The sequence below is a fragment of the Hymenobacter antarcticus genome, assembly GCF_039539545.1.
Taxonomy (GTDB): domain Bacteria; phylum Bacteroidota; class Bacteroidia; order Cytophagales; family Hymenobacteraceae; genus Hymenobacter; species Hymenobacter antarcticus.
Window position 1 is genome coordinate 18,355 of record NZ_BAABDI010000012.1, and the last position, 13,559, is coordinate 31,913.

General features: G+C 63.3%; 11 protein-coding genes. 7 read left to right on the forward strand and 4 right to left on the reverse strand.

The window, feature by feature from the left end:
• Window positions 1-41 precede the first annotated feature (41 nt).
• Window positions 42-1,904: a M1 family metallopeptidase gene (locus tag ABD819_RS10170; RefSeq protein ID WP_345123774.1), complete on the forward strand. Its 1,863-nt coding sequence runs from the start codon at window positions 42-44 to the stop codon at window positions 1,902-1,904.
• Window positions 1,905-1,993: 89 nt separating this feature from the next.
• On the opposite strand, the gene ABD819_RS10175 is transcribed toward ABD819_RS10170, so the two are convergent.
• The gene (locus ABD819_RS10175) at window positions 1,994-2,500 is read right to left on the reverse strand and encodes an acyl-CoA thioesterase (protein ID WP_345123776.1); all 507 of its coding nucleotides are present in this window, start codon (window positions 2,498-2,500) and stop codon (window positions 1,994-1,996) included.
• A gap of 266 nt (window positions 2,501-2,766) precedes the next feature.
• Here ABD819_RS10175 and ABD819_RS10180 point away from each other — a divergent pair, with 266 nt between their 5' ends.
• The 4 genes from ABD819_RS10180 (at window position 2,767) to ABD819_RS10195 (ending at window position 7,330) form a co-directional block, all read left to right on the forward strand.
• The gene (locus ABD819_RS10180) at window positions 2,767-4,803 is read left to right on the forward strand and encodes an FAD-dependent oxidoreductase (protein WP_345123778.1); all 2,037 of its coding nucleotides are present in this window, start codon (window positions 2,767-2,769) and stop codon (window positions 4,801-4,803) included.
• Window positions 4,787-6,421, forward strand: a complete 1,635-nt coding sequence (locus ABD819_RS10185) for a hypothetical protein (protein WP_345123780.1) — start codon at window positions 4,787-4,789, stop codon at window positions 6,419-6,421. Before ABD819_RS10180 ends, ABD819_RS10185 begins: the two co-directional genes overlap by 17 nt.
• A gap of 27 nt (window positions 6,422-6,448) precedes the next feature.
• Window positions 6,449-6,874 (forward strand): hypothetical protein, encoded by a 426-nt coding sequence (locus ABD819_RS10190; protein ID WP_345123783.1) that lies wholly within the window; start codon window positions 6,449-6,451, stop codon window positions 6,872-6,874.
• A 261-nt stretch (window positions 6,875-7,135) separates the two neighbouring features.
• Window positions 7,136-7,330 (forward strand): hypothetical protein, encoded by a 195-nt coding sequence (locus ABD819_RS10195; protein WP_345123785.1) that lies wholly within the window; start codon window positions 7,136-7,138, stop codon window positions 7,328-7,330.
• 201 nt (window positions 7,331-7,531) lie between these two features.
• Here the strand turns inward: ABD819_RS10195 and ABD819_RS10200 are convergent, their stop codons facing one another.
• Window positions 7,532-8,998 (reverse strand): aldehyde dehydrogenase family protein, encoded by a 1,467-nt coding sequence (locus tag ABD819_RS10200; protein ID WP_345123787.1) that lies wholly within the window; start codon window positions 8,996-8,998, stop codon window positions 7,532-7,534.
• Window positions 8,999-9,253: 255 nt separating this feature from the next.
• Between ABD819_RS10200 and ABD819_RS10205 the strand changes: the two genes are divergently transcribed.
• Window positions 9,254-10,459, forward strand: a complete 1,206-nt coding sequence (locus ABD819_RS10205; RefSeq protein ID WP_345123789.1) for a phosphatase PAP2 family protein — start codon at window positions 9,254-9,256, stop codon at window positions 10,457-10,459.
• Between the two features lie 180 nt (window positions 10,460-10,639).
• Here ABD819_RS10205 and ABD819_RS10210 read toward each other — a convergent pair whose 3' ends face one another.
• Both ABD819_RS10210 and ABD819_RS10215 read right to left on the reverse strand, forming a co-directional pair.
• Window positions 10,640-11,302, reverse strand: a complete 663-nt coding sequence (locus ABD819_RS10210; RefSeq protein ID WP_345123791.1) for a hypothetical protein — start codon at window positions 11,300-11,302, stop codon at window positions 10,640-10,642.
• Window positions 11,303-11,404: 102 nt separating this feature from the next.
• Window positions 11,405-12,274, reverse strand: a complete 870-nt coding sequence (locus ABD819_RS10215; protein ID WP_345123793.1) for an SDR family oxidoreductase — start codon at window positions 12,272-12,274, stop codon at window positions 11,405-11,407.
• A 213-nt stretch (window positions 12,275-12,487) separates the two neighbouring features.
• On the opposite strand from ABD819_RS10215, the gene rluF reads away from it, so the two are divergent.
• Window positions 12,488-13,546, forward strand: a complete 1,059-nt coding sequence (gene rluF, locus ABD819_RS10220) for a 23S rRNA pseudouridine(2604) synthase RluF (RefSeq protein WP_345123795.1) — start codon at window positions 12,488-12,490, stop codon at window positions 13,544-13,546.
• Window positions 13,547-13,559 lie beyond the last annotated feature (13 nt).

Genomic DNA, 13,559 nt, shown 5'->3' on the forward strand with positions numbered 1-13,559 from the left:
GGGTGCAACGCTCGCCGCGCCGTCACTGTCTGTCCGTTCTCATGCTTCGACTCCTCACCGCCCTCCTCCTGCTCGCCGGCCTCGCCCGCCCCGCCGCCGCGCAATCCCTCTACATGCCGCGCGATATCAAGGCCGCCTTTGCCAAAGGCACCCGCAGCCCCGACGGCCGCCCCGGCCCCCGCTACTGGCAAAACCGCGCCCGCTACGACATCACGATGCAGGCCGCCCCGCCCGCCCGCGACATCCGGGGCCGCGAAACCATCACCTACTTCAACAACAGCCCCGACACCCTGAAGCAGGTCGTGCTGCGCATTATCCAGAATATTCACCAGCCCGGCGCGGCCCGCGACAGCGACGCCGCCGCCGACTACCTCACCACCGGCCTGCAAGTCGATACGTTCACGATAGCCGGCCAAATCCGCCCCTACACCGGCAAAGCCGGCCCCGCCACCGTGCAAAGCATCCGCCTGCCCCAGCCCCTCGCCCCCCACGATTCGGTGAAGTTCACCGTGGCCTGGCACTTCCCCATTTCCCTCGAAAGCGGCCGCGAGGGCATGATTGACCCCACCACCTACTTCCTGGCCTACTTCTACCCCCGCATCGCCGTCTACGACGACTACGCCGGCTGGGACCGCCTGCCCTTCGTCGACAGCAAAGAGTTCTACAACGATTTCAACGACTACACCCTGCGCGTGCAAGTGCCCGCCAACTACATCGTGTGGGCCACCGGCACCCTCCAAAACCCGCGGCAAGTCCTCCAGCCCGCCCCCGCCAAACGCCTGGCCAAATCCATGACCAGCGACGCCCTCATCCACGTCGCCACCGCCGCCGACCTCGCCAAAAACAGCATCACCGCCCAGCAGCCCACCAACACCTGGGTCTGGACCGCCCGCGACATCTCCGACGTCACCTTCGGCCTCAGCAACCACTACGTCTGGGATGCCGCCAGCGTCATCGTCGATGCCAAAGCCAAGCGCCGCGCCAGCGTGCAGGCCGCCTACGCCGATTCCACCGTCGACTTCCGGCAGTCCGTCAAAAACGCCCAATACGCCCTGGGCTGGTTCTCCAACCCCAGCAACTGGCCCGGCGTGGCCTACCCCTTCCCCAAAATGACGACCTTCCAGGGCTTCGCCGACATGGAATACCCGATGATGGTGAACGACAGCCCGCAGGAAGACCCCAAGTTTGCGCAGTTCGTGCAGGACCACGAAATCGCCCACACCTACTTCCCCTTCTACATGGGCATCAACGAAAGCCGCTACGCTTTCATGGACGAAGGCTGGGCCACCACGTTCGAGCTGCTCATCGGCCGCAGCGAAAACGGCACGGCCGAGGCCGATGAGTCGTACCGGAAATTTCGCGTCAACCGCTGGATAAACGACCGTTCCACCGTCCAGGACCTGCCCATCATCACGCCCAGCTCCGAGCTGCGCGCCGGCTACGGCAACAACGCCTACGGCAAGCCCTCCCTCAGCTACCTCGCCCTGAAAGATATGCTCGGCGATGCCCTCTTCAAGAAAGCCCTGCACGAGTTCATGGACCGCTGGCACGGCAAGCACCCCATTCCCTGGGACTATTTCAACACCATGAACAGCGCCACCGGCCAGGACCTGAGCTGGTTTTTCACCAACTGGTTTTTCACCAACAACTACATCGACCTCGCCGTGGGCCCGGTGTCCGGCACCAGCGTCACCATCCAGAACATCGGCGGCTTCGCCGTCCCCTTCGACATGGCCGTGGAGTACACCGACGGCAGCAAAGCCACCCTGCACCAGTCGCCCGCCATCTGGCAAGCCAACCAGCAGCAAGCCGTGATAACCGTACCCAAAGCCGTGAAGTCAGTAAAGCTGGAAGGCGGCATTTTCATGGATGCCAACGAGAAGGATAATTCCTTCGGCCGCTAACCTCCCTCCCAGCCCGGCACCGGGCTCAGTTAAGAGTTAGGAGTTAAGAGTTAGGAGTGACGCTCTTTTTAACTCTTAACTCCTAACTCTCACCGCCGCCCCTGCTTCAGCTCCCGCCGCACCTCCTTCACCCGGTCGTCGAACCCATCGGGGTCGTAGCTCACTTCTTCCACGTCGAGTTCGTCGAGCAGGTCCATCAGGGCATCGGAATGGTCGGCGCGGGTGCCGGCGGGCATGGCCACGTAGGTCATTTCCGACCACAGCAGGGCCAGCAGGCGCTGGCCGTCCTCGCTGCGCATCTGCATTTCCAGCACCAGGTTGGAATTATCGAAGTGGATGAGCTGGCTCAGAATGCGCACCCGCACGCCCTGCCGCGCCGGCTTCAGGTAGCTGATATGGTGCTTGGTGATGACCCAGGCCGCGTGCTGCTCGCGGGTCAGCTCGCCCATGTTCAGGGCATAGTGCGCCGTGGTGTGGTCCTCGCGGGCATTCAGGAAATAGTCGAGGTAGCGGGCGTTATTCAGGTGGCCCAGCATGTCGCAGTCCTGAAAGTAGACGTGGTGGGTGGATTCGGGCGTTTGGATGAGGCGGGACATGAGCAGCAGAAGTGGCTTGGGGAGCAAAGGTCGGTGGCGATGATGATTTGAAAGAACGTCATGCTCATCTGGCGTCCGCGCAGCCGAAGCATCTCGCGTGTGGTAGTAACTCAATCGTTGAACGATACGAGCGAGATGCTTCGGCTGCGCGGACGCCAGATGAGCATGACGTTCCTTTTTTTGGCCACTCATACTCAATAACTACTCGGCACGCCTAACACTTTGCGGAAAAGTCCTTACCTTTTACCACCCAAAAACCCCGCATCATGTTCACGCTTACCCCCAACCGCTCCGCCGTCCTCCAAGCCCTGGCCGACACCTTCATTCCGGCCCTGGCCGACGGCAGCCCGGCTGGCTCACTGGGGCTGAATCTGGATAAATTGCAGGAGGCCATCCGGGAGCAGCCGGCCGGTGCGCAGGCCGAATTCGGTAAGCTGCTCGACCTGATGGAGAAGCCGCTGCTGGGCCTCACTTGGTTTGGGCCGCTGAAACCCTTCCGCAAGCTGGATGCCGCCCAGCGCGAGGAGCTGCTGCAAAGCTGGTCATCGTCGAATGTGCCGCAGCTGCGGAAGGGCTTCAACGCGCTGCGCAAGCTGTGTACGCTGCTGTACTACGGCGGCAGCATGGCCGACGTGCCCGCCGCATGGGGCCGCCTCGGCTACCCCGGCCCCGCTGAGCGGCCCGTCGACACGCCCAAGCCCATCCACACCCTGCACCCCACCCAGGACACGGTGCTGGAATGCGACGTGCTGGTGATTGGCAGCGGCGCGGGCGGCGGCGTGGTGGCCGGCGAGCTGGCCCAGGCCGGGCACGACGTGCTGGTCATCGAAAAAGGCCCCTACTGCCACGGCTGCGACTTCACCCAGCGCGAAGTAGACATGCTCGGCGCGCTCTACGACGCCAAAGGCACGCTGAGCACCCAGGATGGCAGCATTGGCATCCTGGCCGGCTCCTGCCTGGGCGGCGGCACCACCGTGAACTGGGCCGGAGCCTTCCGCACCCCCGATTACGTGTTGCAGGAATGGGCCAGGGAGCACGACGCGCCCCATTTCACCACTCCCGAATTCAAGGAGAGCATCAGCGCCGTGGCCCGCACCATTGGCGTGAACACCAACTACGCCCGCCACAACGGCCAGAACCAGGCCCTCTGGGACGGCTCGACCGCGCTGGGCCAGGAAGTAAAGCTGATTCCGCGCAACGAAAAGGGCCTGACTGATTCCGATGCGGACTTCCGCGCCCTCGGCTACTCCACGCTGGGCGATGCCCACGGCATCAAGCAGGGCACGCTGAATACGTACCTGCTCACCGCCTTCGAGCACGGAGCCCGCATTCTGGCCGATACCAAAGTTGATAAAGTAACCATTGCCCAGGGCCGTGCCACCGGAGCCGAAGCCGTGCACATCATGCCCGACGGCCGCACCGTGCGCATCACCGTGCGGGCCCGACGCGTGGTGGTGGCCGGCGGGGCCATCCAAACACCCGCGCTGTTGCTGCGCTCCGGCCTGAAGCACCCGCACCTGGGCCAGCACCTGCACCTGCACCCCACGGTGGTGGTGGCCGGCCGCTACCCCCACGCCATGAACTCCTGGCACGGCCCCAGCATGAGCGTGGTAAACGATACCTACACCATGCTGCACGGCACCAATTTCGGCGCGAAGCTCGAAACGCCGCCCACCCATCCCGGCCTGCTGAGCATGGTGCTGCCCTGGCGCTCGGGCCGCCAGCACCACGAAATGCTGCGCGATGCCGACCACCTCGGCTCGTTCATCGTGCTCACCCGCGACCGCGACGGCGGCCGCGTCACCATCGACAAAAACGGCATGCCGCTGATTGACTACACGCTGTCGGACTTTGACCGGGCCAGTATGCTGGAAGGCGTGCGCGCCGCCGCCCAAATTCACGTCGCGGCCGGGGCCACCACCGTGTACCTGCCCCACGGCACCCTGCCCACGCTGCACATCGAAAACGGCGTGCTGCAAAACCCCGCCGTGCTCGACCAGCTGCCCCACCTGAGCTGGAAACCCAACCAGTTTGGCCTCTACAGTGCCCACCAGATGAGCACCTGCCGCATGGGCGGCGACGCGGCCACCCACCCGCTCAAGCTCAACGGCGAAACCGTGGAGGTGCAAAACCTCTTCGTGGCCGATGGCTCGGCCTTCCCGGCCTGTAGCGGGGTCAACCCCATGCTCACCATCATGGCGCTGGCGCACTTCACGGCCCAGGGCCTGAAAAACCCGGTAAAGCAGGCAGCCCACGCGGTACCTTTGGCCCCTACCCAGGGCCAGTATGCGACGCAACTTTAACGAAAACACTCTCCGCCGGATATCCACGACCGTCTTTTTTGGCGGGATGCTGCTGCTGGGCCTGCTGCTCACCAGCGACTACGGCATGTGCTGGGACGAGCCGGCCGAGCGCCGGGCCGGCTACATCAGCCTGCGCTACGTGGCCCAGCGCCTGGCCCCGTCCGTGCTCGAGGCCGGCCACCTGGCCAACCTGCCCGAGCTAGCCACCTTTTCGGATGCCGACCACGGCGTGGCTTTTCAGCTGCCCATGGCTGTGCTGGAAGCCACCTTTTTCCGCCACGACCTGCGCGGGGCCTACTGGCTGCGGCATTTTCTGTGCTTCGCCACGTTTGTGCTGGGGGCCTGGGCGGTGTACCGGCTGGGCCGCGAGCGGTTTGGCAGCTGGCGCTGGGGGCTGGTGGGGGCCGCCATCCTGGTGCTCTCGCCCCGCATTTTTGGCGAGGCCTTTTATAATTACAAGGACCTCGTGTTCATGAACCTGTTTGCGCTGGGGGCCTACACGCTCACGCGGCTGCTGCGCCGGCCCACGGCGGGCCGGGCGCTCACGCACGCCCTGGTCACGGCCCTGGCCGCCGATGTCCGCATCATGGGCCTGCTGCTGCCCGTGCTCACGGTTGGCTTTGGCGGGCTGGAAATGTGGGCCCGGCCGGTGCGGCGGCCAGCCTTCACCCGCGCGCTGGCGCTGTACGCGGGAGCGGTGGTGCCGTTGGTGATATTGTTCTGGCCCTACCTCTGGGAAGCGCCCGTGCAGCGCCTGTGGGCCAACTTCCGCAGCTTCCGGTACTACCGTCAAACCCTTCAACTACTGTATTTTGGCACCATGCAAGGCTGCCAGAATCTGCCCTGGCACTACCTCACCGTGTGGGTGCTGATAACGACGCCGGTGGCTTATTGCGTGCTCTTTTTTGCAGGTGCGGGCAGTGTGCTGCGGGCCTTTTTCCGGCGGCCGTGGGAAGAGCTGCGCCGCGTGGCTACCCGCCGCGACCTGCTCTTCGGAGCCTGGTGCGTGGGGCCGCTGGTGCTCATCATCCTCATTCGCTCGGTGGTGTACGACGGCTGGCGACACGTCTATTTTATCTATCCGGCTTTCGTGCTGCTGGCCGTGCGGGGCCTGTGGGCGGGCGTACGGGCCTGGCGGGCCGCCCCGCCGGCTTCGGCCACGCGGCGGCTGGGTTGGGTGGCGGGCACGGCGCTGGCGCTGGGCGTGGCCCACACGGCCGTGCGCCAGGTAGCCGACCACCCGTACCAGTACACGTATTTCAGCTTTTTGCCCGGCCCCACGGTGGCCCGGCTCTTCGAACGCGACTACTGGGGCGTATCTAGCCTCGATGGGCTGGCCTGGATAATGGCGCACGACCGCAGCGCCATTATCACCGTCAGCGATACCGTCCTGCTGGTGGGGCCCGTGCGCAACAACGCGCAGCTACTGCCCCTGGCCGACCAGGCCCGGCTCCGGTTTGTGTCCCATGCGCAAGCGCGGTACTACATTGGCCTGTACCGGTGGCACCCCGCGCCCTACGATACCACCGTCTACGGCTCGGTCGTGCATGAGATTCGGGTAGGAGGCCTGCCCATTCTCACGGTGTTCCGCCGGCCGGGCCAGGATTTGCGTAAGTAGGTGCATTCAGCCCTACTTCTTTTGCACATGACACCTTCTCTTCTTCGTTCCGCGTCCCTGGCCGGGCTGCTGGCCTTCGGCCTGACCACCGCCAGCTGTTCTATCTTCCGGCATCGTGATAAACCGGCTCCGGTAGTCGAAACCGTGCGCACGGCCGACTCGCCCACGCCGCCCACGGCCGCCCGCGACCTGGCCGACGTGATGGCAACTGACCTCAGCCTCACGCCCGACCAGACAACGCGGGTCCGTACCATCCTCACCAGCACCGTGGAGCAGGCCAACGCCGCAAAGAGTAAATTCCCGGCCCAGTCGCCCCAACTGCTGGCCGAGCAGAAGCGCATCAACATTGCTTCCCAAAAAGAGCTTCAGCAGGTGCTGGGCCCGGCCAAATTCAAGCAGCTGCAAGCCAACCAGCGCAAAATGGCCGCCGAGATGAAGCAGCGGCAGAAGTAGCCGCGGCAGGCGGCGAGTGGCAGCTAGCGGCGAAGTTCGGGTGGCGCGCTTCCGAATACCCTCGCCCGGTGACGCTGATTTTTGCGGTCTACACTATCTGCTTCTTAGTGGGAACCTACACGCACACGGCCGGGCTTGCCCGGCGCGGCTTTCTGGCTTTTCCGGTTCCGCTCGCCATCGGCGTGTTTTGGGATGCCCTGACTCTGCTCGACCCCCCTGGCCGTTGCGCTGCTGTGGTGGCGCCCCAAGGCTGGCATCCGGTTGGCGCTGGCCATTATGGTGGCTGATGTGTGCGTGAACACGGCCACTTACCTGGCCGGCTACTTCGGCCCTCCCGTGCCTAACATGGTGCCGCTGCACTTGCTCGACCAAGCCTTGTTCGGGGTGTTTGTGTTCGTCACGGCGCCGCTGGCCTACCGGCTGTTGCGGGCCGACGCGCGCCAAGCCAGTCAGTAGAGTGGTTTTAGCGTCTTTATACCGAGTTAAAAGTTGAGAGTTAAAAGTTAAAATCCAATCCGTCTGTCTTTTAACTTTTAACTCGGTACACCAACCTGAAAATTGCTGTAGAGCGGTTGTCAGGTTGCTGTACCGTACGCTTGGCTCGCCGCTCTTTTGAAGAAGGGCCGGGGGCGAGGTTGCCCGGCACCACCTTGCACACTACAAACACTTCATCATCAACCCAATCAGCCGCTTTACCTTGGGCGTATACGGCGGATACATTAGCTTGATGCCCGTGAAGCCCACCCGCTGCCGCAGCACCGATTTCTCGTTGCTGAAGGCCAGAAAGCCCGCGTGGCCGTGGGCCTTGCCCACCCCCGAGTTGCCCACGCCCCCAAACGGCAGGCCGGGGTTGGCGACGTGGATAATGGTTTCATTCACGGCCGCCCCGCCCGCCGACACCGTGTCGAGCAGGAAGCGGCGGTTGGCGGCGTTGGTCGTGAACACGTACTGCGCCAGCGGCTTGGGCCGGGCGTTGATGTAGTCGGCGGCCTCCGGCAAGGTGTCGAAAGTGAGGATGGGCAGCAGCGGGCCGAATATTTCCTCCTCCAGAATGGCGGCCCCGGCGGGGATGTCCAGCAGCAGCGTGGGTTCGATGTAGCAGGTGGCGGCGTTGGTGTGGCCGCCGGCCGCGATGGTGGCCCCGCGCTGCCGGGCATCGGCGAGCAGGGCGCTTACCCGCTCGAAATGGTGCGGGTTCACGATACGGGCCAGCGAGTCGGACTGCTCGGCCCCGGCCCCGTCGGGGTTGTAGTAGCGTTGCAGGGCGGCCGTGATTTCCCGCACGAACGCCTCTTTCACGCTGGCTTCCACCAGCACATAGTCGGGGGCGATGCAGGTTTGGCCGGCGTTGAGAAACTTGCCCCAGGCAATTTTCTCGGCCGCGTCGCGCAGGTTGGCCGTGGCATCCACTACGGCCGGGCTTTTGCCGCCCAGCTCCAGGGTGATGCCGCTGAGGTGTTCGGCGGCCGCCCGCATCACTAGCTTGCCAATCTGGGGCGAGCCGGTGAAAAAGATGTGGTCCCAGGGCAAGCGCAGCAGGTCGGTGGCCACGTCCTTTCCGCCTTCCAGCACCAGCACCTCGTCGGGCCGAAACAGCTCTTCGGCCATCCGCCGGAGCAGGGCCGAGGTGGCCGGGGTTTGCTCGGCGGGCTTGATAACCACGGCGTTGCCGGCGGCCAGGGCCGATACCAGCGGGTCCACGGCCAGGTAAAACGGGTAGTTCCAGGGCGCGATTATCAGCACCGCGCCCTTCGGCTCGACCTGCACCCACGAGCGGGAGCCCAGCAGCGGCAGCGGCGTACCCACCGTTCGCCGCCCCATCCACCGCCCCAAGTGGCTAATCGTGTGCTTGATTTCGACCAGCACCGCCCATATTTCGCTGGTGTCGGTTTCGGCCGTCGGCTTCTTAAAATCGACGTACAGGGCTGCCTGAATGGCCGCGCGGTTGGCGCGTATCCAGTTGGCCAGCTTTTGCAGGCGGGCGCGGCGGGCCGCCACGTCTTCGCGGCGCAGAGCGGGCGCGTACTCCCGCAAGGCATCAAACTGCGCCTGAAACAAGTTAGCTACGGGAGCCGAAACTGGAGCGGCAGCAGCAGCATCAGGCACTAAAACAGCAGGTTGCATGGGCAGAAAAATTAGCGAAATTAAAAAACCACCGGACATCTTCCCACTGGCTCGCTGAAAGATACACCGCCGCTGCAACATTCCGGGCCGCTGGCCGTCAGCGGGTAAAGTAGCGGCTGCACGTTAGCCCAACATAACTCTGGTGTTACCTTTGCGCTTTGCTATGCGGGCTGGGCCTGCCTATTCTCGTTGCACTACACCCCGCCCCACGCGCTTAGCAACGGGCTGCGCCGCTGTTATTATCGCTGTTTGTTCGTGAGCTTTTATTACCCCTGCCGCCCTACGCGGCTATTTGTTGCGTTGCTGCTGAGTCAGTTTTTTATATCCGCCAGCTTTGCCCATTCGCTCCCGCCCTCGGGCGGCACAGCCGATTCGCTGGCGCTCAACCCGGTAGCCGCCTGCCCCGATAGCGTGGCCGCCGCTGCCGCAGCACCTGCCGCGCAGCCGCTATCCGCGATTCCCGTCGACACAACGATTCAACACTACACCCGCGACACGAACGGCCGGATTTCAACTTACACCGTGGCCCCGGGCGTGACGTGGCACTACGACAAGCCCCGCCCCTTCCGCTGGGCACTGCACATTCCGCGCGACTTGGGCCAGTTTCCGGCCTATGCGTTCCGCAGGGAAAACACCGAAACGCTGGTAGGGCTGGCCGTGAGCTCGGTGGTGCTGTGGGTGGCCGACCAGGCCATTCTGGATTGGTCGCAGGATTTTGGCCGATTCGTCGGCCTGACGCCCAAGAGCACCCAGAAGTCGTTGGTTTACATTCCGTTCCGCATTGGCTCGACTAACTTGCCGTTCGAGTTCAACGTGCCCGACAACCTCAACAGCACGTTCTACTACCTCGGCGATGGCTGGACGCACCTCACCGTGGCCTCCAGCTTCTGGATTTACGGCGGCATCAAGAAAGACAACCGCGCCCTGCAAACCTCCAGCCAGCTCGGCGAAGCCATATTGAGCACCGGCCTGGTGGTGCAGGGCCTCAAGCGCCTCACCGGCCGCCAGAGCCCCTACGTAGCCACCAAAGACCGCGGCGAGTGGCACCTGTTCCCGTCCTTTACCCGCTACCAGAGCTTCGTACCCAACTACGACGCCTTTCCCACTGGCCACATGGCCACGGCCATGGCCACCGTCACGGTCATCGCCGATAACTACCCCGAATACCACTTCATCCGCCCGCTGGGCTATTCGCTCATAGGGTTGCTGGGCTACTCCATGCTCAACAACGGCGTGCATTGGGCCTCCGATTACCCCATTGGGGTTGCCCTGGGCTACGCCTTCGGCAAGATTGCCGTGCGCAGCGGCCGTACCCGCGTCGAAGCCCCCATCGACCCGGCCAAGCCGCAGGGCACCGGCCTGGCCCCGCCCCGCCGCCCCCAGCCCTGGTACCGCAAGGGCAAATTTGCGCCGTACAACTACGGCCCCTTCACCGGGGCATCCTGGTCGCTGCGCTGGTAAGCTGACTCGCCGGCGGCCAACCGCTACAAAAAAGAACCCCGCTCCTTGATTGGAGCGGGGTTCTTTTTTTGCGGTAATGAAGGCTTAAGTAGTCGTTCAAAAGCAAACGGGTTGTCAGTTGCTCGTTATTAGTTGTCAGTCATATGATTACAATCCTATTAACAACTAATGACTAACAACTTATTTGAACAGGCCTTTTTTCACGGTGCGGTTGCCGTTTTCGTCAATCTTAATCTTCGTGCCGTCGGCCCGCTTGATTTTGACCGAGCCGTCGTCGTCACGTTTCACTTTGGCCCCGTTGACATATTTCGTCTTGTGGTCGCCATCGTTTTGATGCTCCATTTTCTTCACGCCAGAGCCCTGGCCTACGTTACCACCGCGCGGCGCGGCCGTGCTGATGGGCTCTACCCGGGCCGGCACCAGCGAGTACGGTCCATCGCCGTAGTTGGCGCGGTTGGCCGAATAAGTGTTGTAGTAGGTCGGGTTGTTGAGGGCCGTGCGCACTTCCGCATCGGCCTGGTCGTTGGTCTGGCGCATGGCCAGGTAGCGGCCGGTGGTGTCGGTGGCGTAGCGGGTCTGGTACTCACCCATCTGGCGGCCGCGGGTATAGTAGGTCCGCTCAATGCGCGTAACCACCACGGTATCGGTCAGTTTCAGGTCCTCGGCCACCCGGGCGGCCAGGCGGCGGGCTTCGTCGTGCGCGGCCATCGTGTCGGGAATTACCACGGCAGTGTTGGCATCGGTAACGGGCACGGTAGTCGTGGTTTCAACTTTTTTCTCCTGCGAGCAGGCGGCGGTGGCCAGCGAGGCAGCGGCCAGCAGGCCAAGCAATTTCATGTTCATATGTTTGAAATTTGAAATAAATAAAAATGTCCGTTTGGTCATTTTTAGGCCTGTTACGGCGGGCACGGACGGTGGGTTTTGGTATGCGCGGGCCCGCCGGGCTTAGGCGTTCACCACTGAGCCACCGTTGGGGTGCAGCGTCTGGCCCGAAAAATACGAAGCGTCTTCCGACGCCAGAAACACATAAGAAGGGGCCACTTCCGAGGGCTGGCCAGCGCGGCCCATCGGCACATCGTGCCCAAACAGCGGTAGCTTGAGCAGGCCTATCCCTGTGATAAACGGCGTCCAGATAGGCCCCGGGGCCACCGAATTCACCCGAATACCTTTCTTGATAAGCTGCAACGACAAGGCCCGCGTGAACGCCGTGATGGCTCCCTTGGTCGAGGTATAGTCCAACAGCATCTCGTTGCCCTTGAAGCCGTTCACCGAAGCGGTGTTGATAATGGAATCGCCTTCCTTCAGGTACTTCAGCGCCGTGCGCGAAATGCGGAACATGGCGATAATATTAAGGTTGAAGATGCTGTCGAGCTCCTCGTCCTTGATTTCTTCGAGCGATTCGTGCCAGTTCTGCTCGGCGGCGTTGTTCACCAGAATGTTCAGCCCGCCCAACTCGGCCACGGTGCGCTCCACTATTTCCTGGCAGAAGGCGGGCTGTCTGAGGTCGCCGGGCAGTAGCAGGCAGCGGCGGCCGTGGGCCTGCACTATTTCCTGCACCTTTTCGGCGTCCTGCTGCTCGGTGGGAAAGTAGCAAATGGCCACGTCGGCCCCTTCCACGGCAAAATGTACGGCCACGGCGCGGCCAATTCCCGAGTCGCCGCCCGTGATGAGAGCCACTTTGCCTTTGAGTTTTTCGGCCCCTTTGTAGCCTTCGCGAATGAACTCGGGCTCGGGCGTCATCTTGTATTCCAGGCCGGGGTGGCCGGACCCGGCATCCTGCTTTTGGGGCGGAAAAATGGTGGGTTTGTCAGACATAAAATCAGAAGTAACGATGAAAGATTACGCCTTTGCTAACGGACAGATTTCTGGTGGGTTGCTCCTACTGGAAGATGAAGACCGCCAAAACCCCAAACCCAAAGGCCGTAACTTCGCCCCGTGCATAAGGTAAAAGTTAAAAGTAAGGAGTTGAAAATGCTGGCTTCCTTTTAACTCTTCACTTTTAACTTTTAACTCCTTCCCCCCGCCCCGATGCCTCCCGTTTCCTCCACCCGCCTCAATAAATTCATCAGCGAAAGCGGTATGTGCTCGCGCCGCGAGGCCGACCGCTACATCGAGCAGGGCGCGGTGCTACTCAACGGCAAGCCTGCCCAGATAGGCGACCAGGTGGGCCCGCGCGACCGCGTGACCGTAAACGGCCACAAGCTGGAGCCCAAGCAGGCCGAAGATGCCGTGTACCTGGCCTTTAACAAACCGGTGGGCGTCACCAGCACTTCGGAGCCGGGCGTGCGCGGCAACATTGTGGACTACGTGAACCACGCCGCCCGCGTGTTCCCCATCGGGCGACTCGACAAAGACTCCTCGGGCCTGATTTTCCTGACCAGCGACGGCGACATCGTGAACAAGATTCTGCGCGCCGGCAACCAGCACGAAAAGGAGTACGTGGTGACCGTGAACCGCATCCTGACCGACCACATGCTGGACGAAATGGCCAGCGGCATCCCCATGCTAGGCGTGGTGACCAAGCGTTGCGTGGTGCAGAAGGAAACGCCCTACATCTTCCGCATCACGCTGGTGCAGGGGCTCAACCGCCAGGTGCGGCGCATGGTGGAGCATTTCGGCTACGAAGTGACCAAGCTGGAGCGTGTCCGCATCATGAACGTGAGCCTGAAGGGCCTGCCCGTGGGCGACTGGCGCGAGCTAACGCCCGCCGAGCTGGCCGGCATCATGAAAATGGTGGCCAATTCGAGCGGCACCGAAGAAGCCTCAGGTGGCCGGCGCAGTCTAAAAACGTCGAAAGCCCCGGCCGAAACGTCGGCTACGGGCGATGGCCGAACGGCGCGGCCCCGCAAATCGGGCCCGCCCTCCATGCACAATCCCTCGGGCACCGGCTGGTGGGGCCCACGCCCCGAAAAGCCCAAGGCCGGCGGCCCCAAAGCCGGGCCCGGCACCAGGCGCCCGGCCAAACCTGGCCCAGGCGGCGCGGCGCGCCCCAAAAGCAACGGCCCCGGTGGCCCGCCCCGCCCCAAAGGCGGCAGCCTGGGCAGCCGCCCGGCCGGCCGCAGCAAAGGCCCGAGCCGGCCCCGCTAGCGGCCTGCGGAAT